This is a genomic window from Bradyrhizobium sp. 160 (assembly GCF_023073735.1).
In the GTDB taxonomy this organism is placed as follows: domain Bacteria; phylum Pseudomonadota; class Alphaproteobacteria; order Rhizobiales; family Xanthobacteraceae; genus Bradyrhizobium.
Genome location: NZ_JADPKD010000054.1, coordinates 283,428 through 306,314 on the forward strand (window position 1 = coordinate 283,428; position 22,887 = coordinate 306,314).

A 22,887-nucleotide genomic window follows, 5' to 3' on the forward strand; every position below is an offset into this window, starting at 1 on the left:
GTTCGAAGCAGTGGAGGCCGTCCATGTCCGATAAATCAAGTTCCAAAGCATCCGCATTCGATCGGCGCGCCTTTATGGTGGGCGCTGCCGGCAGTGCGCTTGTTCCGATCACGGCGCGCGCAGCCGCGGGGGATACAAGCGCGTCAGTCGCACAAGATCCGGCGCTTCCTCTCGAGGTCACCCTCCACGTCAACGGCAAGGACAAGCGCCTGAGGATCGATCCGCGCACCACGGTGCTCGACACGCTGCGCGAACAGCTCAAGCTCACCGGCAGCAAGAAGGGCTGCGATCACGGCCAGTGCGGTGCCTGCACGGTGCTGATCGACGATCGGCGCGTGCTGTCGTGCCTGACGCTTGCGCTCGCCGCCGAGGGACAGGAGATCACGACGATCGAAGGGCTTGCCACCGACGACCGTCTGCATCCGATGCAGCAGGCCTTCATCGACAACGACGCATTCCAGTGCGGCTATTGCACGCCCGGCCAGATCATGTCCGCTGTGGCCTGCGTCAAGGAGGGCCATGCAAACAGTGAGGCCGATATCCGCGAATATATGAGCGGCAATATTTGTCGCTGTGCCGCTTATCCCAATATCGTCGCCGCCGTGAAGCAGGCCGCGCCCGAGATCATGAAAGGCTAGGCGCATGCGACCGTTTTCGTATCAGAGGGCAACAGACCCTGACATGGCCGTGCAGGCACTCAGCGCCGCCGCGGCCGCGAACAATCCGCTGACCCAGGCCGCTGCGCAGCCGCTCGCCGGCGGCACCACGCTGATCGACCTGATGAAGCTGGATGTGATGCGGCCGGCCGCGATCGTCGATATCAATCCGCTCGCGCACGGCTGGTCGGCGATCGAGCCAACGGGCGACAATTTGCGGCTCGGCGCGCTCGCAAAGATGTCCGATGTCGCCGCGCATGACGGCATCCAGCGCAACTACCCGGTAATTGCCAATTCGCTGAAGCTCGCCGCCAGCGCCCAGCTGCGCAACATGGCGACGCTCGGCGGCAACGTGATGCAGCGGACGCGTTGCAGCTATTTCCGCGATGTCTCCTACGAGAATTGCAACAAGCGCCATCCCGGCTCCGGTTGCGCCGCGATGGACGGCGTCAACCGCATGCATGCCGTGCTCGGAATCTCCGACCAGTGCATCGCGACCTATCCTGGCGATTTCGCCCAGGCGCTGATCGCGCTCGACGCCGTGGTCGAGATCACGGGCAAGGCCGGTACGCGCAGCATGCCGTTCGCCCAGCTTCACAAGGCGCCAGGCAGCACGCCAGACATCGAAACGACGCTTCAGCCCGGCGAGCTGATCTCGGCTTTTGCGGTGTCCGGACGCTGGCCGCGATCGGTGTATCTGAAGGCGCGCGATCGCCAATCCTACGAGTTCGCGCTGTCTTCGGCTGCGGTCGCGCTCGACGTGCAGGACGGCACGATCAAGGATGCGCGCGTCGCGCTCGGCGGTGTCGCAACCGTGCCCTGGCGAGCGCGCGAAGCGGAGGCGCTGCTCAAGGGACGAAAATTCGACGAAGCCTTAGCACAACGCGTCGCCGATGCCGCATTCGCAGACGCCAGGGGACGGCGGCACAATAGCTTCAAGATCGCGCTCGGCAAGCGCGTGGTGGCACGCGCGCTCCAGCAGGCCGTAACGATGGAGATCTGATCATGACTGCTGCTGCTCCCGAGCCGAAGACGAACATGGGCCAGCCCGTGCCGCGCTATGACGCCGTCGTGAAGGTGACGGGACGCGCCACCTATGCGTCGGACATGCCGCTCGCCGATCCCGCCTATGCGTTTCTCGTCACCAGCGCCATCGCCAAGGGGCGAATCGATCACTTCGACCTCGATGAAGCCAAGCGTGTCCGCGGCGTGATCGACATCGTCACGCACGAGAATGGGCCGAAGCTGAAGGAGTCGAAGCTCTTCAGCAATGGCGGCTATGCGGGCACGACGATCCAGCCGCTGAAATCGGCCGACATTGCCCATGATGGCCAGATCATCGCGGTGGTCATCGCCGAAAGCTACGAGGCGGCGCGCGAGGCGGCCAACCGCGTCAAGGTCAGCTACACAGCCGCCGCGCCGAGCGCGACCTTCGACTCGCCAGGAACGACCATTGCGGCCGCGAAGGGACAGAATGCCCAATTCAAGGAAGACCCGAAGGTCGGCAACTTCGCAAAGGCGTTCGAGGAGGCCGAGGTCAAGCTGACCGCGTCCTACAACACCCCGACACAGCACCACAATCCGATGGAGCTGTTCTCGACGAGCTGCGCCTGGATGGGCGACGAACTCGTCATCTACGAGCCGAGCCAATTCGTCTACGGCCTGAAATATGGCGTCGCCGAACAGCTCGGCATCGATGCCGACAAGGTCCGCGTGGTTAATCCCTATGTCGGCGGCGGCTTCGGCTCGCGCGGCTCGATGACGCCGCGCACCGCCATCATCGCCGCCATTGCGAAGCGCCTGAGCCGGCCGATCAAGCTGGTCCCGACCCGCGACCAGGGCTTTACCATCACCACCTATCGCGCCGAGACCCGCCACGAGATCAAGCTGGGGGCGAGCCGTGATGGCAAGCTGGTGGCCTTAAAACATGAGGGCTCCGAAGTCTCTTCGCGCCCCGACGCCTATTGCGTCGGCGGCACCAAGACCACGACGCGGCTTTATGCCTGTCCGAATGTCGACAGCCTCGTCTCGATCGTGCGCGCGGACCGCAACACGCCCGGCTTCATGCGTTCTCCACCGGAGGTGCCGTATCTCTTTGCGCTGGAGAGCGCGATGGACGAGCTTGCGGCGAAATTGAACATGGATCCGGTCGAGCTCCGCCGTATCAATGATACCACCGTTGAGCCGATTGGCGGCAAGCCCTACACGTCGCGCTCGCTGATGGCCTGTTTCGACGAGGCCGCCAAGGCGTTCGGCTGGGCGCAACGCTCGCCTCAGCCGAAATCGATGTCGGATGGCGACTGGCTGATCGGCTATGGCTGTGCCGCCACCTGCTACCCGACCCAGATGGGCCCGGCGGCCGCGCGCGTGCGCCTCCAGCGCGACGGCCGCACCCGCGTCGAGATCGCCGGCCACGAGATCGGGACCGGCGCCTACACCGTCATCGCCCAGACCGCCGCCGAGCGGCTCGGCGTGCCGCTCGAGAAGGTTGCGGTCTTCATCGGCGACAGCGATCTGCCGCCGGCGCCTGTTGCCGGGGGTTCGAATTCGACGGCCAGCACTTGCTCCGTGGTGATGATGGTGTGCGATCAGATCCGCCAGCGCCTGTTCAAGGCGGCGATGCCGAGCCAGAGCCTGACGGACAAGGCCAAGGAGACCGTGGGCATCGGCCAGGCACCGGCTACACAGGCAGCGAAAGGTGACCGCCCGCTCGACGTCGAGAAGGCCTTCGACGCGCTCGGTGTCGGCGTCGTCGAGGAGTATGGCGAGTGGAAGCCGGATGGCGCGCCGCTGGATTCCTTCCGCGCCATGCACAGCGGGCAGGTGCGGCTCGTCGGCGGTCACGCCATGAAAGACCAGATCGCCTATGCCTTCGGTGCGGAGTTCGTCGAGGTCCGCGTCAACCGTTTCACGCATGAGATCCGCTGTCCCCGTCTTGTTGGCGCGTTCGCGGCAGGCCGCATCATGAATCCGCGCACCGCGCGCAGCCAGCTGATGGGCGGGCTGATCTGGGGCATGTCGTCGGCGCTGCTGGAGGCCACCGAGATCGACGAGCGCAACGCGCGCTACGTCAACGACAACTTCGCCGACTACCTCGTGCCCGTGAATGCGGACGTGCCCGGCGTCGAGGTCATCCTGCTCTCCGAGCAGGACGATCACATCAACCCGGCAGGCGCGAAGGGTCTCGGTGAGCTCGCCAATGTCGGCACCAATGCGGCGATCTGCAACGCGATCTATCACGCCACCGGCCAGCGCATCCGCAAGCTCCCGGTCCGGCTGGAAAATATCGAGGTGTAGGGGTGGAAACCCCACCCGCGTTGCGCTAGACACCTCCCGCCTCAAACGGAAGGTGCCTCATGCAGCGTTTCCAACGCGCGCTCCTCGCCCTGATGTCGGCACTCGCGATCACCGTGATTGCCAGCGCGTCGCATTTCGTTTCCACCACGGCCTCGGCCCAGACCGCAGGAAAGACCATGACCACAGCTTCAGGCTTGCAGATCATCGACAGCGTCGCCGGCACTGGCGCTTCGCCCAAGGCGGGCCAGATCTGCGTGATGCACTATACCGGCTGGCTCTACGAGAACGGCCAGAAGGGCAAGAAATTCGACTCGTCCGTCGACCGCAACGAGCCGTTCGAATTCCCGATCGGGAAGGGCCGCGTCATCGCCGGCTGGGACGAGGGCGTCGCTTCGATGAAAGTCGGCGGCAAGCGAACGCTGATCATCCCGCCGCAACTCGGCTACGGCGCCCGCGGTGCCGGCGGCGTGATCCCGCCGAACGCGACGTTGATGTTCGACGTGGAATTGCTCGCGGTAAAGTGACGGCGCAGCCGTCATTCCGGGATGGTCCGAAGGAGCAGACCCGGAATCTCGAGATCTCGGGTTCGATGCTGCGGATCGCCCGGATGGCTGAACAAGACAAACAAAAAGACCGGCCTTCCGGCCGGCCTTTTCGCTTCTTGCGATGCGCGCGCTACTCCGCGGCGCGCTTTGCGGCAGCGGCGGCACGATCCATTGCCTCCTTCGCGGCGTCCTTGGCATCGCCCATCGCCTGCTGGCCCTTGCCCTTCACTTCCTGGACTGCGCCTTCGCCCTTCATGCGATCGGAGCCAGTGGCTTCGCCGATGCCTTGCTTGGTCTTGCCGATCGCCTCGTTGGCATTGCCCTTGATCTTGTCAGTCGTGCTACCCATGAAACTCTCCTTCGGGTTTGCTCGCGACGACAACGTCTCATGACTACGAGGGTTCCGAATTTGCTGTGGCTCGCGGGCGTGGCTTTGGGTTAGTTTGCCGCGTAAGGAACCAACAGAAAGCAGTCCCATGACCGGCCATGACCACACGCATTCGCACCATGCACAGGATCACGAGGATCGCTGGAAACATGACGGCGTACGCGTCATCCCGGGCAACCAGCTCGATACGAATGTGCCATCGACGGCAGGTATGGACCGCGCGGCCGCGATCAATTTCGCGCGGGTCGGCGCCCAGAAATTGTGGGCGGGCACGGTGAGCATCAAACCCGACGCCAAGACCGGCGCGCATCACCACGGCCATCTCGAAAGCGTCATCTATGTGGTGAAGGGCAAGGCCCGGATGCGCTGGGGCGAGCGTCTGCAATTCACTGCGGAGGCAGGCCCTGGCGATTTCATTTTCGTCCCGCCTTACGTCCCGCATCAGGAGATCAACGCCAGTCCCGACGAGGTGCTGGAATGCGTGCTGGTGCGCAGCGACGGCGAGGCGGTCGCGATCAATCTCGATATCGAGCCGGTCGAGAAGCCCGAAACCGTGCTGTGGATCGACCCCGTTCACCGCGATCCCAACGAGAAAAAGTAAGGCGCCCGAGGAGGAGCGAGGTTCGGAGCGACGGAACTTAGCAGGAGAAGGTCAAAAAATATTCGGAAGCCATGTCGGATGGCCGCCGGCTGGCCCGTCCTTGGGCAGAACCCCGCCAAGGAGCTTCCGATGCCCAAGATGATTTTCGTCAATCTGCCGGTGACCGACCTCAGGCGCGCCACTGCCTTCTACGAGGCGATCGGCGCGGTCAAGAACCCCCAATTCTGCGATGAGACAGCGAGCTGCATGGTCTTTTCCGAGACCATTTTCGCCATGCTGCTGACCCACGACAAATTCCGTCAGTTCACGCCGAAGCCGATCGCGGATGCCAGGACCTCGAACCAGGTCCTGTTCTGCTTATCCGCGGAGAGCCGCAGCGACGTCGACGATATCGTCGGCAAGGCTGAGGCTGCGGGCGGGGTGGCCGATCCCGGTCCGAAGGACGAATACAGCTTCATGTACGGCCGCAGTTTCGAGGATCCGGATGGCCATATGTGGGGCGTGAACTGGATGGATCTCGCCGCGGCCCCCTTGCAGCCCGACATGGCGACGGCCTGATCCAAGCCCGCCAAGATCGAACAGGAGCATTCAAATGTCGAAAGTCACGCCCTGCCTGTGGTTCAACGGCGACGCTGAAGAAGCCGCCAATTTCTACGTCTCCATGCTGCCCGATTCCAAGATCGTGCACGTCCAGCGCAACGTCTCCGATGGCCCCTCCGGCAAGCAGGGTTCGGTGCTCGTCGTCGAGTTCACGCTCGGCGGACAGCGCTTGGTCGCGCTGAATGGCGGAATGAAAATGGAGTACACCCACGCGCTGTCGCTGATGATCGATTGCGATGACCAGGCCCAGGTCGACAGCGTCTGGAGCGCGTTCCTGGCGCATGGGGGCAAGGAAGAGCGGTGCGGCTGGGTCAGGGATCGCTGGGGCGTGGCTTGGCAGGTGGTGCCGAAGGCGATGTTCGAATTCTTGTCGAGCGCCGACAAGGCGGCGGCCGCGCGCGCGATGCAGGCCATGATGAAGATGGTCAAGCTCGATGTCGACGTTCTGCGTCGAGCGTTCGAGGGCAAGTCGGCGGCGTGAGAGCTGGACGGATGCCCTAGGGTGAGCAAAGGCGCATTCGCGCCGTGCCCACCAGCGTTCTCGAAGATGAGAGAAAAGCGGTGGGCGCACTTCGCTTCGCCCACCGTACGAGACTGTGCCTCAATAATTAATCCTAAGCCCCACGCCGCCGTGGATGGTGTTGCCGACCGGCTGCGGGCCCAGCGTGCCGTTGGCGAACAGATCCACGATCCAGCCCTTTTGCACGCGCAAGCCGAGGCGGCCGCCATATTCGAACCAACCCTGGTTGCCCATGGTCGGGACCACCACGCCGTTGCCGGTCACGGTCGCCACGATGCCGCCGTGGCTCGCAAAGGACTGGACCCAGCCGCCGTTGATGTTGGCCTCAATGTTGCTGCCGTAGAGATGCGTCCACTGGCCGCCGATCTTCACCAGGCTGGTGCGGTCGGTGCCGGTCGCAATCGCGGCGTCGAACGGATTGAAAGCAACTGCGCCGTCGGTGTAGCCCGATACCCGCTGCCAGAGCTGCCAGACCTCGACGGAGGCCGCGACCTCGTCGCGCGGCGACAGACGGCTCATCCAGCCGGCGCGGCCATAGACGGCGTAGTTCGAGGCCTTGGTCGAGCTGGTCACGCTCACAGGCCCGAGGCTGGTGTCGTAGCTGCGCGTGTAGCGCGCCTTCTCCCAGGGCGTCAGGATCGTGCCGACGTCGAAGAACGGGCGCGACGAGCCCCAGTCGGTGAAGTCATAACGTAGCGCGAAAGCACCGATCGGTGCGCTCGTGACCTTATAGCCGCCCTCGTTGTAGTGCGTGTAGGCGATGCCGGCGAGCAGCGACAGATTGTTGGTCAGCTCCTTGCGGCCGTGGATGCCGGCGGAGAACGAGCCGGCCGAGCCGAACGCGCTGATGCAATCGCTGCAATTGACCTGCTCGTTGACGCCGAGCAGCACCGTGCCGAGCACACGGTTGGTGATCATCTGGTTGAAGCGCTGATTGGCGAGGCCGCGAATCGAATTGCCGCTGGAATCCGCCCCGGTCGGTGTCGGGCCCGGAGACGGAGATGGGCTCGGAGCGGGCGCAGGATCCGGGCTCGGCGAGGGGGAGGGCGTTGGGGACGGTGAATAGGTCGGGTAAGGCGTCGGCTCACTGCATTCGGATCCGCACGTCGCCTGGGCTACAGCCGGTCGAATATCCAGCGCAAACGCAAGCGCAGCCAAGGTGGCCAGCGCGCCGGCGCGGACGAAGCGCTTGAAGCGGAGTTTCGCCATTATCACCGCCCGCACAGTATGCCGTCGTCTTGGACGGCAGGTGTGATGGTCGGCGAGGCGGCGGCATATTGGTTGACCGCGCAAAGCCCGGCATTTGCGGCGCAGTTGGCGGCAAACGTCCAGGGCGGGGTGTTGGACTTGGTGATGCCCGCCTTGCCGCCGGTGGAGGTGATGATGGCGGTGTCGCCGGGCTGGGTGAGCTGCACGCACTGGGAGCTCTTCGTGCAGACGCTGGCCGCGCCGTCCTGAAGCACGACGACGGATCGGCCACGCTGCGACAGGATGTCGAGCGTGGTGCCGCGTACGCCGATGGTTGCGAGCGGGGTCGTGATCTTGTAGGCGGTCTTGTCGGAATGTCCGGTGACGAAGCGGAATGCGCCGGTGGTCATGCGGATCGCGACGTCGCGATAGCTGTGCTCGTCGTTGAAGACGGTGCGGTCGAGCTTCAGCGTCGCGCTCGGGCCTAGTGACAGATTGGTGCTGTCGGCCATGACGAAGCGCGCCGCGCTGTCAGCGCCGGTGCGCACGGTCTCGTCGCGCAGCATGCTGTCGCCGACACTGATCGGCGTCGTGCTCGCGGCCACGCGCACCACTTCGTTCTGGATCACGACGGCCTCGCCGACGCGCGTCTGCGCGCCAGGGCACAATGCGGCCGACAACAGAGAGGGGAAAAGCCAGAAACGCAAATTCATTTCGCAACCGATCGACGTGTCCCTGATCGTACCGGATCGCGCGCGCTTGCGATGTGGCGGAATTATCACAAGCGGCGTGGACGTGCGTTATGCTTAGTGACAGTTGCGGCAGAATGAGTTCAATGAAAACTGCGATCTCTTTTTGTCCGCGGTGACGCCAATTTGCCACGCAAAACATCTCCACAGCCGACGCTCGAATTGTCCGCGGTTCCAAAGGTGTCGCGGAGCGCAGTGATTGCTGTCGCGATTTTCCTGGTTACTCATCTGGCGCTGCTGATCGGTCTTTCGACCCCGGAGAAGTTCGTCTTCGACGAGGTGCATTATGTGCCGGCGGCGCGGCAGATGCTGACGCCTGCGATGTCGCAGCCGATGCTCAATCCGATGCACCCGCCGCTGGGGAAGGAGCTGATCGCAGCATCGATCGCAGCCTTCGGCGACAACGCGTTTGGCTGGCGCTATCCGGCGACCTTGTTCGGCGCGCTCGCGGTGGTCGCGATCTATCTGTGCGGCCTCGCGCTGTTCTCTGCGCAAGGGCCGGCGATCGCAGCCGCGCTGATCACTGGCAGCAACCAGATGCTCTACGTGCAGGCGCGCATCGCCATGCTCGACATCTTTGCGCTCGGCTTCGGCCTGCTCGCGACCGCCGCCTTCATGCATGGTTTTCGAAGAGAGCGGCCGCATGCGCTGTTCGCACTCGCGGGCGGCCTGTTCGGCTGTGCTGCGGCCTGCAAATGGAGCGGCCTGTTTCCACTGGCCGTCTGCATTATGGTCCTTACGGTGATTCGCCTGATGCAGGGCTGGCACACGCTGTTCGCCGACGCCAAGCCGAGCGACTGGTATCGGCCCGATCTCTGGCCCGGTTTTCGGGTACAGCATGCCGCGCTCTGCTTCGCCCTCCTGCCGGCGTTGACGTATCTTGCCGCTTTCGTTCCGCTGTACGGATTGTCGTTGCCGGATTTGGTCGAGGCGCAGCGGCGAATCTTCGCTGACAACACCACGACGGCCATCGCCGGCCACACCTATATGAGCGCGTGGCCATCCTGGCCGTTGCTCGCCCGCCCGGTCTGGTTCCTGTTCGACAAGACGGCGGAGGACAGCGTCGCCCCGATCGTCTTCCTCGGCAATCCGCTGGTGTTGTGGCCGGCGCTGCTCGCGCTCGCGGTCGTGCTCCGCGACTTCATCGTGGCGCGGCGCTGGGATGCATTCCTGATCGCGGCGTTCTATTTCGGCCCCTGGCTCGCCTGGGCGCTGCTGCCTCGCACGCTGGGCTTCATTTACTACTACCTGCCGGCTGCGACCGCGGCGTCGCTTGCGCTGGTCTATGTTCTGCGCCGGGACGGATTGCCGCGCTGGCTGCTGTGGGCCTATGTCGGCATCGCCGCCGCCGGCTTTGCAGTCCTGCTGCCGATCTCAGCGGCCTTCGGCAGCTCAATGCGAACCTTCGGCCGATTGATGCTGTTCCAGAGCTGGATATGACATCGCCGCCTGCCGGGTTACAGCAGGCGGCGCGTTTCGTCACGCGTAACTAGGAGATCATTTCGACGCGGTCTTGGTGTCCATGTTCACGACCTGGACGCGGCGGTTGACCGGGGCGGCGCCGTTGGCGGCATCCTTCAGCTTGGTCTCGCCGTAGCCGACGGTGACGAGATCAGCGCCGTTCAGACCATAGTTCTGCACTAGGTACTTCTTGATGGTGTCGGCGCGCCGCTCGGAGAGCCCTTGATTGTACTCCTCGCCACCGGTCGCGTCGGTGTGGCCCGCGACGACGAAGGTCGAACCCTTGAGCGCCGGATCGGACAGCGCTTTGCCGAGCGCCTGCACCGATGCCACCGAGGTCTTGGCGATCTCGGCCGAGTTGTAGTCGAACTGGATCTCCAGATCGATCTTCGGCTTGGCGGCCGCGAGCTCAGCGATCTGCTCGCGCTCGCCGGTCGAGAGCGACCGGGTCGAGCGGTTGCGCACGGTGTTGAGGAACGTCGATTCCTTGGCCTGCGCGGTGGGATCGGCCTGCGGCCCAACGGACAGGCCGCGGGTCACCGGCTTCGGCTTCAGTGCATCCAGGATCTGGCCCGCGGAGACGTTGTTGTCGCCGGCCAGCGCAAGGTTTGCCGTCATCGACAGGGCCGCCGAGAGAGTAATCGCCTTCAATCCAAAAAATTTATCGAAACGGGTCATTGTCGTATCCTCGCTGTATGCCTGATGGCGATTTGATGCTGTGAGCATAGGGAAGGTTCAAAGGCCCTGATGTGATCCTTGTCACATTCGAAGTCACGACCGGAGGTCACCGTGTTCGTTCCGGCTTGCTCCGAACCAGCTCTCCGGCCATTCCGGACATCCGCGTTCGCCGATCGTCGCAAAGGCGTCGCCCCAAGGCCCGCCCACGAACAAGAATTCGTCCAGATGCGCGCCTAGCAGGCTTTGATCCTTCAACAATTCGTCCGCGAGGGAGGCGAGTTCCGTCCAGTGCCGAGGCCAAGTGACTACCAGCGTGACTACCAATTCTATCGCAGCGGCCCGCCGGATCGGACAGTGTCCCTGAGCTCAATGCCAATCTATATCGGCGCGGCGATGATCGCGGTGGCGATCCTGCTGTCGACATTGATCACGGGGCTGACCTCCCGCTATGTCGGCCTGGAAGCGCCGACCGACGATAACATGTGGCTGGTCGATCGTCTCACTGGCAGCGTCTATCGCTGCCAGTCGGAGGGGCGCGGCAAGGCGTCCTGCGAGCCGGATACTGCTACAGGCAGCCTCGGGGAGCGCCCAAAAGCCGCACGCTAAGGGGGGCTATCGCTGCGGCGCAGCAACGAAAATGTCTTCTCCCTGAAAAGTTGTCGCTGAAGAATGGCTCTTGCGTTGGGCCGGCACGACGCCGGTTTTGTTCTACGGAGGAGACATTCGATGAAGATGTTGCTTTCGGCCGCTGTGCTCGCGGTGTTCGCGGCCTCGCCGGCTTCTGCGGCAAAGATGCAACCCTGTACAGGCGAGGCTATCGGCAAATCGATGACCGCAATGGGAACCGTCGATTCGCCCGCCAAACAGGCGATGGCCAAGGAAATGGCTGCGGCCAACACCGAGATGAGCAAAGGCAATATGCGCGGCGCCTGCACGCATTACATGAAGGCGCAGAAGATGGGCGCGAAATAGTTTGAGCAGTTCGCTGACAGATCGCGCTGTCAGCAGATGGCAGCGCGGTTTTCTTTGCCTGTGTTGTTTGCCTCAGCGCGAATCCCGCTACATTGCATCCTGCAATGTCCCGCGCTCCCAAGCCTCTCCCCCTCTCGACGACACAGGCCCGGCAGATCTGGCTGCATGCCCAGCGGCTGGACGAGCGTACCCCGTTCGGCGAAGGCGCGCAGGCCGTCGCGCATGCGGTCGCTCATCTCGGCTATGTGCAGATCGACACCATCAACGTGATCGAGCGCTGCCACCACCACATCCTGTTCAGCCGCATCCCGTCCTACCGCCGCGCTGATCTTCGCCATGCCCAGAGCGTCGACCGAAGTGTGTTCGAATACTGGACGCATGCGCTGTCCTACGTGCCGGCGAGCGACTTCCGCTTCTTCCTGCCGGCGATGCGCGAGCACCGGCGCGAAGGCCACAAATGGTTCGACTCGGTGAAGCCGGCCGACACGCGCAAGGTGATGCGGCTGCTGCGCGCCGGTCCGCTCACGATCCGCGACATCGAGGACGACGTGCTCGTCGAGAAGGAACATTTGTGGCAGAGCCGCAAGCCGTCGAAGCGGGCGTTGCAACTTGCCTTCTATACCGGCGCTGTGACCGTCAGCGAGCGCCAGGGCATGCTCAAGACCTATGAGCTGACGACGCGCCATTTTGGCTGGGACAAGCTGCCGAAGCCGGCCTCGCCCAAGGAGATCACGGCCTATCTGCTCGACCGCGCGCTGCGCTCACAAGGTGTGGTCAGTCTGGATTCGGTCTGCCATCTCGATGCGCCGCGCAAGAAGGCGGTGGCGGGGCTGATCGCCTCGCGCGTGCGCCGCGGCGAGCTCGTGCCTGTCGCGATCGAAGGCGCGGGCAAGCAGGAGCATTGGGCGGTGCCTGCGGTGCTCGAGACCACCGGCGCGGCGGCGTCGCCCGATCTCGTCCATATCCTGTCGCCGTTCGATCCGCTGATCATCCAGCGCAAGCGCACCAATCTCATCTTCGGCTACAACCATCTGTTCGAAGCCTATGTGCCGAAGGCCAAGCGCAAGCTCGGCTATTTCGCGCTGCCCGTGCTGGTTGGCGACGAGATCGTCGCCGCGCTTGATCTCAAGACGGACCGGCAGGCCAGGAAGCTCTTGATGCAGAAATGGACCTGGGTCGGCGAGGGCAAGAAGACTGCAGGCCGCAAGGAGCTCAAGCGCAAGATCGAGGACGAGCTCGACCGGTTCGAGCGGTTTCAGCTTGCGGAGTGAGCCTCACCTCAACTGGACAACGACTTTCCCCTTGGCCCTGCCCTTCGCAAGATAGCCAAGGGCGTCCTTTGGCTGCGCGAACGGAAATACCTTGTCGATCACCGGCCGAATGTGACCCGCCGTGAGAATGTCCGAGATCCGCGAGAGCTGCCCCCCGTCCGGATGCACAAACAGGAATGAATATTCGACGCCGCGTTTTCCAGCGCCGCGAATGATCTTGCGGCTCAGCAGGCCGAATAGGAACACCATGAAGAAGTTCATGCCTCGGGCACGGGCGAATGCAGCGCCGGGAGCGGCGGCGCGCGCCGTCAAAAAGCTCGTGGGAGACGAGCGGACCGCGACGGCTGAGCCGCATCAAGTCGGAGGTCCTTTCGAATCCCGGCATCGACCAGGCCGGCGGGCGCAAACCTGCGTAGAAGTCGCAGGCGGTTCGCGAGCTTGCCGGCTGTGTATCGAATTTTCGGATGCGTCGCGTTTGCCGCCTTCAATACGGCGTCGGCGACCACATCCGGCGATTCGGCGGTTGCCATGACCTCGTTCACCCGCTTGCTCACCGCCGCGCGTGCTTCGCGATACTCGTCGAGCTTGACGTCCGGCTCGATGAAGTTCGCGTCGAACGGTGTCTTCGTGTAGGCGGGTTCGATGGCGGAGACCCTGATACCCCGCGTGCGCAGCTCGTGGTCAAGCGATTCCGAATAGCCTTCCACGGCGTGCTTGGTCGCCGCATAGAGCGCTCCATAGGGCATCGGCAGAAAGCCAAGGACGGAGCTGATGTTGATGATGCGGCCGCTGCCCTGACGGCGCATCTGCGGCAGGACGGCGCGCGTCACCCGGATCAGCCCAAAGAAGTTCGTCTCAAAAATCGAGCGGGCCTGCTCGATCGAGCTCTCCTCCGCGCCGGCGGGGCAACGCCGAACCCGGCGTTGTTCACGAGCAGATCGATGCGACTCTCGCGCCCGATCACCTCGCTGACGGCCGCTGTGACGGATTCGTCGCTGGTCACGTCGAGGGCCAGCATCTCGAATAGCCGCTTGCCTGCCTGAACTCCGCGTCGGCTGGTGCCGTAAACTCTATAACCGGCTGTTGCGAGCCGCTGCGCGGTGGCTTCGCCGATGCCCGATGAGGCGCCTGTCACGAGAGCAATCTTTACCTTGGTCATGACTTTCTCCTGGTGATCGGCGCTGCGCCCGCCAGATTTTGATGGCGATCGTAATGTTTGAATTAGATGACGATCGTAATTATAATTGTCAAGACCTCTGATTCGGGAGTTCGGACATGCGCGTGTCCAAGGAGAAGGCGGCCGACAACCGCGAGCGAATTCTAACGGCGGCCTCACGCCTGATCCGGGAGCGCGGGATCTCCGGCGTCAGCGTCGACGCGCTGACCGAAGCCGCCGGCATGACGCATGGCGGCCTTTACAGCCAATTTGGCTCCAAGGAGCGGCTTATCGAAGAGGCGGTCGCCGAAGCGATCGTCTCCAAAGGACGCGAACTCCGTGAAACCACCACGGTCGGCGATTATGTTTCCGAATATCTCTCGGTGGCGCACCGGAATGAACCGGGAAGCGGCTGCCCCTTTGCTGCCCTGTGCTCTGAAATGCATCGCCAGAGCCAAGGCGCGCGAGAGCAATTTACCGCCGGCGTGAGGGGCATGATCGGATGGCTCAGCGCCCGCATGGGAGCGGGGGCCGGCCAACGCAAGCGCGATGGGGACGCGATCGTGACTCTGGCCTCTCTGGTCGGAGCGGTTGTACTCGCCCGCGCCGTGAGCGATTCCAAATTGTCAGACGAGATTCTCCGCGCCACCAGGAAGAGGCTGGCTGGCTAGTCTTTGCCTAGGCTGCGCGTTTCCACAAGCCGATCCAGCCAGACGCCGAACACAATGCCGATCACGTAAGCCGCCAAATTCCATAACGAGAAGATGCGCCCGAGCAGCAGCGCGCCCGCGGTGGTCAGGCGGAACGCGTCAAGCCAAGGGGTATGCACCAGACGGGAGAATTCCACGACGACCGCGATCACGACCGCGATAGCTGCCATCTGCATCCGCGTCAGCCGCGGCAGCAAAAGACCGACCAACAGAAACACCATCGTCGCCCACAACAGCGAGCCGCCGTACTTCACGGCGAAGGCGGGCAGGCCGAGCGGAAGGCCGTACCAGCGCAGCGACAGCCCGCAGACGATCACCGCAAACGCGAGGCCGGCGCGGATCAGCGATGTCCGCAGCAGCGCAACGCGTTTATCCGGCTGCGCTCCGTGCATTGCTCGTTCCATTGACTCTTTGCCCGCGATGCTCAAAACCGCCTCTTAGCTACAAAAGCAACAACACGGGGGAAGCCATGAGCCAGACCACGATCTATGCCGGTTCCGTCGGCGCAGCCAAGTCGGAAATCGAGACCTCGACCATCCGCACTATCTCGTGGCGCCTGATTCCGTTCCTGGTGCTCGCCTACTTCTTCTCCTATCTCGATCGCGTCAATCTCGGTTTCGCCGCGCTGACCATGAATGCGGAGCTGAAGTTCACGCCGCTGATCTTCTCCTGGGGCGCCGGCATCTTCTTCATCGGCTACTTCATCTTCGAGGTGCCGAGCAACCTCGCGCTGGAAAAATTCGGTGCCAGCCGCTGGATCGCCCGCATCATGGTGACCTGGGGCATCATCTCTGCGCTGATGGCGGCGGTCAGCGGCGTCACGAGCTTCTATATCCTGCGCTTCCTGCTCGGCGTCGCGGAGGCCGGCTTCTTCCCGGGCATCATCCTCTATCTCACCTATTGGTATCCGGCCGAATATCGCGCCCGCTTTCTCGCGGCCTTCGCCATCGCCGTTCCGGTCTCGACCGTGATCGGCGCGCCGGTCTCGGGCCTCCTGCTCGGGCTCGACGGCCTGATGGGGCTGAAGGGCTGGCAATGGCTGTTCATCATCGAGGGCATTCCTTCCGTGCTGCTCGGCATCGTCACCTGGTTTTATCTCACCGACAGGCCGGAGAAGGCGAATTGGCTCTCGGCCGAGCAGAAAGCCTGGCTCAAGGCCAAGCTCGATTCTGAGATCGCAATCAAGCAGGCGGTGAAGCATCCCTCGCTCGGCCAGGCGTTGTCGTCGCCGAAGGTGATCGCGCTCAGCCTAATCTATTTCGGCTTCGTCGGCGCGCTCTATGGCATGCAGTTCTGGCTGCCGCAGATCGTCAAGGCGTTCGGCCTCACCAACGCGCAGACCGGCTTCGTCACCGCGATTCCGTATCTGTTCGGCACCATCGCGATGGTGCTGTGGGCGCGGCATTCGGATGCGACACGCGAGCGCGTGATGCATGTCGGCGCGCCGCTGCTGCTCACCGCCGTTGCGCTCGGCATCTCCTCTTATCTCACCGATCCAGCCCTCACGATGGTTGTGCTGACGGTGGCGGCAATTGGGGTGTTCTGCTGCTTCGGCGTGTTCTGGACCTTGCCGACCGCCTGGCTGTCCGGCACCGCGGCGGCCGGCGCCATCGCCCTGATCAACTCGGTCGGCAACCTCGCCGGCTTCGGCGGGCCCTATCTGATCGGCTGGGTCAAGGAAGCCACTGGCCAAACCTCGACCGGCCTGCTCGTGCTCGCCGTCTTGCCGCTGATCGCCGGCCTCCTGGTCTTCGTCGGCGGCCATGACAGCAAGCACGAGTTCGCCGAATAGGAACGGCGAGGGAGCCCCTGCAGTGGGCCAAGCGTGCCCTTCGCACGCCGTGCCCACTCCCCGCTTGTGACTGTCGTGGTGGCACGCGTCCGCCTTTTCTTCTAGCTAGGGCGGACATCTCGCGTTGTCCGCCCTACCATCGCACCTTCCTGACAACGGGGACAATCCTTACCAGCCCTTAACGATCACGGATTCCTGATGACTGACGATTATTGACTTTTGTCAGTGATTAATCGACATTCCTCTCATTCGAGATGCAGGAGTGTCCTTCGATGTTCGTCCGGTCGGTTTTGTCCAGCTATTCCAGGCTGTTGGCGGGTGTGTCGCTGGCCCTGATGGCCGCCGCACTGGCTGGGTGCAATGACACCGTCGCCGAAAAGGCCGAGCCGCCGCGGCCGGTTCTGGTCGCAACGGCCCATTATGACGCCGAGACACCGGAGCGGAGCTTCGTCGGGACCATCCGGCCGCGGATCGAGAGCGATCTCGGTTTTCGCGTCGCCGGCAAGGTCGCAAAGCGCCTGGTCGAGGTCGGCCAGACCGTCGAAATCGGACAGCCGCTGGCGACTCTCGACGAGGTCGATCTGAAGCTCCAGGCCGAGCAGGCCGTTGCCGAGTTGACCGCCGCGACCGGCGTGCTGGCCCAGGCCGCCGCTGCCGAGCAGCGCGCCAAGGACCTGAAGGCCAAGGGCTGGACCACCGATGCCCAACTCGACCAAAGTCGCGCCGCCGCTGACGAGGCCCGTGCGCGCCTGAATCGGGCCGAGCGCTCGGTCGAGCTGACCAAGAATTCCCTTTCCTACGCGACGCTCAACGCCGACGCCCGTGGCGTCGTCACCGCAACGCTGATCGAGCCCGGCCAGGTGGTCGCCGCGGGCCAGGCCTCGATCCGTGTCGCCCGCTTTGCCGAAAAGGAAGCGGTCGTCGCCATTCCTGAGACGCTGGTCGGACGCGCCAAGTCGGGCGCCGCCAGCGTCACTCTTTGGTCCGAGCCGAACAAGAAGTACACGGCCAAGCTGCGCGAGATCGCGCCGGCGGCCGATCCGGCCACCCGCACCTATCTGGCAAAATTCTCGCTGCCCGAGGCCGACGACAAGGTCGCGCTCGGCATGACCGCGACGCTCACGCTGTCGGACGCCGCCACCGAGCGCGTCGCCCGGCTGCCGCTGTCGGCCTTGTTCAACGAAGGCGGCAAGCCGTCCTTCTACGTCGTCGACGATAACGGCGCGATTACGCTGAGGCCGGTGACGGTGAAGTCCTACGAGAGCAACGACGTCGTCATCACCGGCGGCGTCGAAGAGGGCGCCAAGATCGTCGCCCTCGGCGTGCAGAAGCTCGATCCGAGCCAGAGGGTGCGGATCGTGTCGTCGCTGAGTTTTTAGTTTTTGTCATTCCGGGGCGATGCGAAGCATCGAACCCGGAATCTCGAGATTCCGGGTCTGGTCCTTCGGACCATCCCGGAATGACGAAAGAAATGAGTTCCTCGTTGCGAGGTGAGTTTCGGCCCGAGCGCAAATGCAAGGGCTGAAGCGGCGAAGCGATCCAGAACCTGCCCAGCCCCCTGGATTTGCTTCGCTGCCTCGCGATGAGGCCTTGAATAGAGCGGCTGTCGTTTTTGCAACTGGATCGTCTTTCGGAGAGTGCGATGAAGCGCTTCAACCTTTCGGCCTGGGCCGTCAGCCATCCGACGCTGGTGCTCTTCCTGATGATCGTGCTCGGCGTCGCCGGCTTCTTCTCCTATGAGAAGCTCGGCCGTGCCGAGGATCCGTTCTTCACGGTGAAGGTGGTCAACGTCTCCGTGATGTGGCCGGGGGCGACCGCGCAGGAGATGCAGACCCAGGTCGCCGATCCCATCGAGAAGAAGATCCAGGAGCTGCCCTATTTCGAGAAGGTGCAGACCTATTCCAAACCCGCCTTTACCGCGCTCCAGGTGACGTTCCGTGACAACACCCCGCCGAAGGATGTGCCCTATCTCTTCTACCTCCTGCGCAAGAAGCTGGTCGACGTGCAGGGTCAGCTGCCGTCCGGCATCCTCGGGCCCGTCGTCAACGACGAATTCTCCGACGTCGACTCCATCCTCTACATGATGACCGGCGAGGGCGCCGACTATGCTCAGCTCAAGAAGGTCTCGGAAGGATTCCGTCAGCGCCTCCTGAAGGTGCCCGGCGTGACCAAGGTCGACGTCTACGGCAATCAGGACGAACGCATCTTCGTCGAGTTCAGCCACGCCAAGCTCGCCACCCTCGGCATCACGCCGCAGGCGCTGTTCGATTCGCTCGCCAAGCAGAACAACGTGACGCCGGCCGGCACAGTCGAGACTTCGTCGCAGCGCGTGCCGCTGCGGGTCACTGGCGCGCTCGACGGCGCCAAGGCCGTGGCCGAGACGCCGGTCGAGAGCAACGGCCGCGTCTTCCGTCTCGGCGATATCGCCACCGTCACCCATGGCTATGTCGATCCGCCGAGCTTCGTCGTCCGCCAGGAAGGCAAGCCCGCGATCGGCATCGGCGTCGTCACCGCCAAGGGCGCCAACATCCTCGATCTCGGCAAGGAGGTCGAGAAGGCGACAAGCGAATTCATGAAGGCCGTGCCGCAGGGCATCGACGTCAGGCTGATTGCCGACCAGCCCAAGGTGGTCGAGCACGCCGTCGGCGAGTTCGTGCACTCCTTCATGGAGGCGCTCGTCATCGTGCTGTTCGTCTCGTTCCTGGCACTGGGCTGGCGCACCGGCATCGTGGTCGCGCTGTCGGTGCCGCTGGTGCTCGGCATCGTCTTCATTGTCATGAACACGATGTCGCTCGACCTGCACCGCATCACGCTCGGTGCGCTGATCATCGCGCTCGGTCTGCTCGTCGACGACGCCATCATCGCAGTCGAAATGATGGTGGTGAAGATGGAGCAGGGCTGGGATCGCATGCGCGCGGCGTCCTTTGCCTGGGAATCAACTGCGTTCCCGATGCTCACGGGAACGCTGGTCACGGCCGCTGGCTTCCTCCCCATCGGCTTTGCCAATTCCGCGGTCGGCGAATATGCCGGCAGCATCTTCTGGATCGTGGCGATCGCGCTGGTCGCCTCCTGGTTCGTGGCGGTGATCTTCACGCCCTATATTGGCGCCATGCTGCTGCCGGAGACGAAGGTCCACCACAATCACGATCCGCACGCAGTCTACGAGACCCGCATGTACCGCGGCCTGCGCGCCATCGTGCAATGGTGCGTCAACCATCGCATCACCGTGGTGGCCGCGACCGTCGGAATCTTCGTCGCCTCGATCGTCGGGTTCGGCCATGTCCAGCAGCAGTTCTTCCCGTTGTCGGAGCGGCCTGAGCTGTTCCTCCAGCTCCGCCTGCCGGAGGGCACCGCCTTCAACGTCACCGAGAAGGCGGTGAAGAAGGCCGAGACCCTGCTGAAGGACGAAAAGGATATCGAGACCTATACCGCCTATGTCGGCCAGGGTTCGCCGCGCTTCTGGCTCGGCCTCAATCCGCAGCTGCCGAACGAGGCCTTCGCCGAGGTTGTCATCGTCGCCAAGGGCGTCGAGGCGCGCGAGCGCATCAAAGCCAAGATCGAAAACGCCGCTGCCGAGGGCTTCCTGTCCGAGGCGCGCGTGCGCGTCGACCGCTTCAATTTCGGTCCGCCGGTCGGTTTCCCGGTCCAGTTCCGCGTGATTGGCCCCGACGCCAACAAGGTGCGCGAGATAGCCTACCAGGTCCGCGACGTCATGCGGCAGAACAAGAGCGTCAAGGACGTCCAGCTCGACTGGAACGAGCAGTCGCCTTACCTCAAGCTCGTCGTCGACCAGGACCGTGCGCGTGCCATGGGCCTGACCCCGCAGGACGTCTCGCAGGCGCTGGCGATGCTGATCTCGGGCGCGCAGGTCACGACCGTGCGTGACGGCATCGAGAAGGTCGGCGTGGTCGCCCGCGCGGTGCCGTCCGAACGCCTCGACCTCGGCGGCGTCGGCGACCTGACCATTACCTCCCGCAACGGCGTTGCCGTGCCGCTGCAGCAGATCGCCAAGATCGAATATGCCCACGAGGAGCCGATCTTGTGGCGGCGCAACCGCGACATGGCGATCACCGTGCGCTCCGACGTGGTCGACGGCGTGCAGGCGCCCGACGTCACCAACCAGATCACGCCGAAGCTGAAGGCGATCAAGGACCACCTCGAGCCGGCCTACCGGATCGAGCCGGGCGGCGCCTTCGAGGAATCCGCCAAGGGCAATGCCTCGATCTTCATCCTCTTCCCGCTGATGGTGATGGTGATGCTGACGCTGTTGATGATCCAGCTTCAGAGCTTCTCGCGCCTGATCCTGGTGTTCCTGACGGCGCCACTCGGCATCGTCGGCGCCTCTCTTGGGCTCAACGTCGCCAATGCGCCGTTCGGCTTCGTGGCGCTGCTCGGCCTGATCGCGCTTGCCGGCATGATCATGCGCAACACCGTCATCCTGGTGGACCAGATCGAGACCGACGTCTCGCATGGCCTGACCCGTCGCGAGGCGATTGTCGAGGCCACCGTCCGCCGCGCCCGACCGGTGGTGCTGACGGCGCTGGCCGCGATCCTCGCCATGATCCCGCTGTCGCGCTCGGCCTTCTGGGGCCCGATGGCGATCACCATCATGGGCGGCTTGTTCGTCGCGACCTTCCTCACGCTCTTGTACCTGCCGGGCCTCTATGCGCTTTGGTTCAGGAAGAGCCTGGATGAGGCTGGTACTCCCGAGCAGTCTGCCGCGCCGCAGCATGGGAGCGATGACCCACGCGCAATTCCGCTTGCTGAAGCGGCTGAATAAGTGAGATGAAGTGCTGACTGACGAGTCCTGACAGATGACACTGATTGCGGAACATATCGAAGGCGACACCCGGGATCGTATCCTCGAGGTGGCCGAGCGGCTGTTCCGCCAGATCGGCTACCAGAAGACCACGGTCGGAGACATCGCCAAAGAACTGCGGATGAGTCCCGCCAATGTCTATCGCTTCTTCGAATCGAAGAAGGCGATCCATCAGGCGGTGGCCCGCTCGCTGATGGGCGAGGTCGAGCTGGAGGCGCAGCGGATCGTGGCGCGGCCCGGTCCGGTGCTGGAGCGCTTCCGCGAGCTGCTCACCACCATCCATCGCATGAACACCGAGCGCTATGTCGGCGACAATAAGCTGCATGAGATGGTCGAAATCGCCATGCAGGAGGACTGGGACGTCTGCGTCACCCACATGGAATGTATCGCCGGAATGATCGGCCAGATGATCGGGCAGGGCGTCGCCGCCGGCGAGTTCGAGGCACCGGACCTGCAATTGGCCGCGCTCTGCTCCTGCACCGCAATGATGCGCTTCTTCCATCCCCAGATGATCGCCCAGTGCGCCACCAAGCCGGGCCCGACCATCGACCAGATGATCGATTTCGTCATCGCGGGATTGTCCCCGCGGCACTGACGAGGCGGTGGGTTTCCTCCTATAAGCAGCTTCGCGCCACCCCTAACGGATGGATGGCGGCAAGGACGGACCAACACACTCCGTCTTTGCGAGCTTAGCGAAGCAAATCCAGGCTGTCTCCGCGGAGGATTCTGCATTGCTTCGCTCCGCTCGCAAGACGGGAAGGAAACAGAGCGTGACCGCCAAAGACCCCTACTTCTACGAGCCCTCCAAGGGCCACGGCCTCAAGCACGATCCCTTCAACGCTATTATCGCGCCGCGGCCGATCGGCTGGATCTCCTCGCGCGATGCCAGGGGCCACGTCAACCTCGCACCCTACAGCTTCTTCAATGCGTTCTGTTATGTGCCGCCGATCATCGGCTTCTCCTCCACCAATTGGAAGGACACGGTCGAGAACATCCAGCAGACCGGCGAATTCGTCTGGAATCTCGCCACGATGGATCTGGCGAAGCACATGAACGCAACCGCCGCGCATGTCGCGCCCGAGGTCGACGAGTTCGAGGTCGCGGGCCTGACCGCCGTGCCCGGCAAGCTTGTCAACGTGCCGCGCGTCGGCGAGAGCCCGGTCGCCTTCGAATGCAAGGTGTCCGACATCGTTCGCCTCAAGGGCGCCAACGGCAAGGAGGCTGACGCCTGGCTGACGCTCGGCGAAGTCGTCGCCGTCCACATCGACAAGGCCATGATCAAGGACGGCATCTACCAGACCGCGGCCGCCCGCCCCATCGTCCGCGCCGGCCGGCGCGGCGATTATTTCGAGATCAAGCCGGAAAACATGTTCGAGATGGTCCGGCCGGATTAGGCCGGCGCCTCCGCTTTCTCTATGAGTCGTTCCATGAGTCATTCCGGGGCGACGCGTAGCGTCGAGCCCGGAATCCATTCATCCACCGCG

At 63.7% G+C, this 22,887-nt stretch carries 23 protein-coding genes and 1 pseudogene; 17 read left to right on the forward strand and 7 right to left on the reverse strand.

What is annotated here, in order from left to right; translation table 11 throughout:
• Positions 1–23: 23 nt before the first annotated feature.
• The 4 genes from IVA98_RS20915 to IVA98_RS20930 are packed head-to-tail and all read left to right on the forward strand — an operon-like array spanning position 24 to position 4,477.
• Positions 24–638, forward strand: a complete 615-nt coding sequence (locus IVA98_RS20915; protein WP_247355460.1) for a (2Fe-2S)-binding protein — start codon at positions 24–26, stop codon at positions 636–638.
• Between the two features lie 4 nt (positions 639–642).
• A complete protein-coding gene (locus IVA98_RS20920) occupies positions 643–1,659 on the forward strand; it encodes an FAD binding domain-containing protein (RefSeq protein WP_256468177.1) in 1,017 nt (338 codons plus the stop codon).
• A gap of 2 nt (positions 1,660–1,661) precedes the next feature.
• The gene (locus IVA98_RS20925; RefSeq protein WP_247355462.1) at positions 1,662–3,953 is read left to right on the forward strand and encodes a xanthine dehydrogenase family protein molybdopterin-binding subunit; all 2,292 of its coding nucleotides are present in this window, start codon (positions 1,662–1,664) and stop codon (positions 3,951–3,953) included.
• 59 nt (positions 3,954–4,012) lie between these two features.
• Positions 4,013–4,477 (forward strand): FKBP-type peptidyl-prolyl cis-trans isomerase, encoded by a 465-nt coding sequence (locus tag IVA98_RS20930; RefSeq protein ID WP_247300962.1) that lies wholly within the window; start codon positions 4,013–4,015, stop codon positions 4,475–4,477.
• A 151-nt stretch (positions 4,478–4,628) separates the two neighbouring features.
• Here IVA98_RS20930 and IVA98_RS20935 read toward each other — a convergent pair whose 3' ends face one another.
• Entirely contained in the window at positions 4,629–4,847 is a 219-nt protein-coding gene (locus tag IVA98_RS20935) for a CsbD family protein (protein WP_247300961.1), read from the reverse strand.
• A 127-nt stretch (positions 4,848–4,974) separates the two neighbouring features.
• Here IVA98_RS20935 and IVA98_RS20940 point away from each other — a divergent pair, with 127 nt between their 5' ends.
• From IVA98_RS20940 to IVA98_RS20950, 3 genes are all read left to right on the forward strand, one after another.
• The gene (locus tag IVA98_RS20940; protein ID WP_247279546.1) at positions 4,975–5,487 is read left to right on the forward strand and encodes a cupin domain-containing protein; all 513 of its coding nucleotides are present in this window, start codon (positions 4,975–4,977) and stop codon (positions 5,485–5,487) included.
• Between the two features lie 129 nt (positions 5,488–5,616).
• Complete coding sequence (locus tag IVA98_RS20945; protein WP_247355463.1) at positions 5,617–6,045, forward strand: VOC family protein; 429 nt, start codon at positions 5,617–5,619, stop codon at positions 6,043–6,045.
• Positions 6,046–6,079: 34 nt separating this feature from the next.
• Positions 6,080–6,568 (forward strand): VOC family protein, encoded by a 489-nt coding sequence (locus tag IVA98_RS20950; RefSeq protein ID WP_247355464.1) that lies wholly within the window; start codon positions 6,080–6,082, stop codon positions 6,566–6,568.
• A 120-nt stretch (positions 6,569–6,688) separates the two neighbouring features.
• Here IVA98_RS20950 and IVA98_RS20955 read toward each other — a convergent pair whose 3' ends face one another.
• Both IVA98_RS20955 and IVA98_RS20960 read right to left on the reverse strand, forming a co-directional pair.
• Complete coding sequence (locus IVA98_RS20955; protein ID WP_247355465.1) at positions 6,689–7,816, reverse strand: hypothetical protein; 1,128 nt, start codon at positions 7,814–7,816, stop codon at positions 6,689–6,691.
• Positions 7,817–7,818: 2 nt separating this feature from the next.
• Positions 7,819–8,508, reverse strand: coding sequence for a FecR family protein (locus IVA98_RS20960; RefSeq protein ID WP_249816984.1), 690 nt, complete (start codon positions 8,506–8,508; stop codon positions 7,819–7,821).
• Positions 8,509–8,706: 198 nt separating this feature from the next.
• Here IVA98_RS20960 and IVA98_RS20965 point away from each other — a divergent pair, with 198 nt between their 5' ends.
• Complete coding sequence (locus IVA98_RS20965) at positions 8,707–9,984, forward strand: phospholipid carrier-dependent glycosyltransferase (RefSeq protein WP_249816985.1); 1,278 nt, start codon at positions 8,707–8,709, stop codon at positions 9,982–9,984.
• A 57-nt stretch (positions 9,985–10,041) separates the two neighbouring features.
• On the opposite strand, the gene IVA98_RS20970 is transcribed toward IVA98_RS20965, so the two are convergent.
• Positions 10,042–10,683 carry an OmpA family protein gene (locus tag IVA98_RS20970; protein ID WP_247355468.1) on the reverse strand — a complete coding sequence of 214 codons (642 nt, stop codon included), beginning with the start codon at positions 10,681–10,683 and terminating at the stop codon, positions 10,042–10,044.
• 369 nt (positions 10,684–11,052) lie between these two features.
• Between IVA98_RS20970 and IVA98_RS20975 the strand changes: the two genes are divergently transcribed.
• The 3 genes from IVA98_RS20975 to IVA98_RS20985 all read left to right on the forward strand — a co-directional run bounded on the left by IVA98_RS20975 (position 11,053) and on the right by IVA98_RS20985 (position 12,926).
• A complete protein-coding gene (locus tag IVA98_RS20975; RefSeq protein WP_247279553.1) occupies positions 11,053–11,289 on the forward strand; it encodes a hypothetical protein in 237 nt (78 codons plus the stop codon).
• A 120-nt stretch (positions 11,290–11,409) separates the two neighbouring features.
• The gene (locus IVA98_RS20980; protein WP_247355469.1) at positions 11,410–11,655 is read left to right on the forward strand and encodes a hypothetical protein; all 246 of its coding nucleotides are present in this window, start codon (positions 11,410–11,412) and stop codon (positions 11,653–11,655) included.
• A gap of 104 nt (positions 11,656–11,759) precedes the next feature.
• Positions 11,760–12,926 (forward strand): winged helix-turn-helix domain-containing protein, encoded by a 1,167-nt coding sequence (locus tag IVA98_RS20985; RefSeq protein WP_247355470.1) that lies wholly within the window; start codon positions 11,760–11,762, stop codon positions 12,924–12,926.
• Between the two features lie 3 nt (positions 12,927–12,929).
• Here the strand turns inward: IVA98_RS20985 and IVA98_RS20990 are convergent, their stop codons facing one another.
• Both IVA98_RS20990 and IVA98_RS20995 read right to left on the reverse strand, forming a co-directional pair.
• Positions 12,930–13,238 carry a zinc-binding dehydrogenase gene (locus tag IVA98_RS20990; protein ID WP_247355471.1) on the reverse strand — a complete coding sequence of 103 codons (309 nt, stop codon included), beginning with the start codon at positions 13,236–13,238 and terminating at the stop codon, positions 12,930–12,932.
• Positions 13,235–14,085, reverse strand: a pseudogene (locus tag IVA98_RS20995) (SDR family oxidoreductase). Before IVA98_RS20995 ends, IVA98_RS20990 begins: the two are co-directional and overlap by 4 nt.
• Positions 14,086–14,201: 116 nt before the next feature.
• On the opposite strand from IVA98_RS20995, the gene IVA98_RS21000 reads away from it, so the two are divergent.
• Positions 14,202–14,753 carry a TetR/AcrR family transcriptional regulator gene (locus IVA98_RS21000; protein ID WP_247355472.1) on the forward strand — a complete coding sequence of 184 codons (552 nt, stop codon included), beginning with the start codon at positions 14,202–14,204 and terminating at the stop codon, positions 14,751–14,753.
• Here IVA98_RS21000 and IVA98_RS21005 read toward each other — a convergent pair.
• Positions 14,750–15,184, reverse strand: a complete 435-nt coding sequence (locus IVA98_RS21005) for a ribosomal maturation YjgA family protein (protein WP_247355492.1) — start codon at positions 15,182–15,184, stop codon at positions 14,750–14,752. The two genes, IVA98_RS21000 and IVA98_RS21005, sit on opposite strands and share 4 nt — an antisense overlap.
• A gap of 77 nt (positions 15,185–15,261) precedes the next feature.
• Here IVA98_RS21005 and IVA98_RS21010 point away from each other — a divergent pair, with 77 nt between their 5' ends.
• The 5 genes from IVA98_RS21010 to IVA98_RS21030 all read left to right on the forward strand — a co-directional run bounded on the left by IVA98_RS21010 (position 15,262) and on the right by IVA98_RS21030 (position 22,797).
• Positions 15,262–16,584, forward strand: coding sequence for an MFS transporter (locus tag IVA98_RS21010; RefSeq protein WP_247355473.1), 1,323 nt, complete (start codon positions 15,262–15,264; stop codon positions 16,582–16,584).
• Positions 16,585–16,856: 272 nt separating this feature from the next.
• Positions 16,857–17,963, forward strand: a complete 1,107-nt coding sequence (locus tag IVA98_RS21015; protein WP_247355474.1) for an efflux RND transporter periplasmic adaptor subunit — start codon at positions 16,857–16,859, stop codon at positions 17,961–17,963.
• 263 nt (positions 17,964–18,226) lie between these two features.
• Positions 18,227–21,364 (forward strand): efflux RND transporter permease subunit, encoded by a 3,138-nt coding sequence (locus IVA98_RS21020; protein ID WP_247355475.1) that lies wholly within the window; start codon positions 18,227–18,229, stop codon positions 21,362–21,364.
• 34 nt (positions 21,365–21,398) lie between these two features.
• Positions 21,399–21,998: a TetR/AcrR family transcriptional regulator gene (locus IVA98_RS21025; RefSeq protein WP_247300945.1), complete on the forward strand. Its 600-nt coding sequence runs from the start codon at positions 21,399–21,401 to the stop codon at positions 21,996–21,998.
• 175 nt (positions 21,999–22,173) lie between these two features.
• Positions 22,174–22,797 carry a flavin reductase family protein gene (locus tag IVA98_RS21030; protein WP_247355476.1) on the forward strand — a complete coding sequence of 208 codons (624 nt, stop codon included), beginning with the start codon at positions 22,174–22,176 and terminating at the stop codon, positions 22,795–22,797.
• Positions 22,798–22,887: the final 90 nt, after the last annotated feature.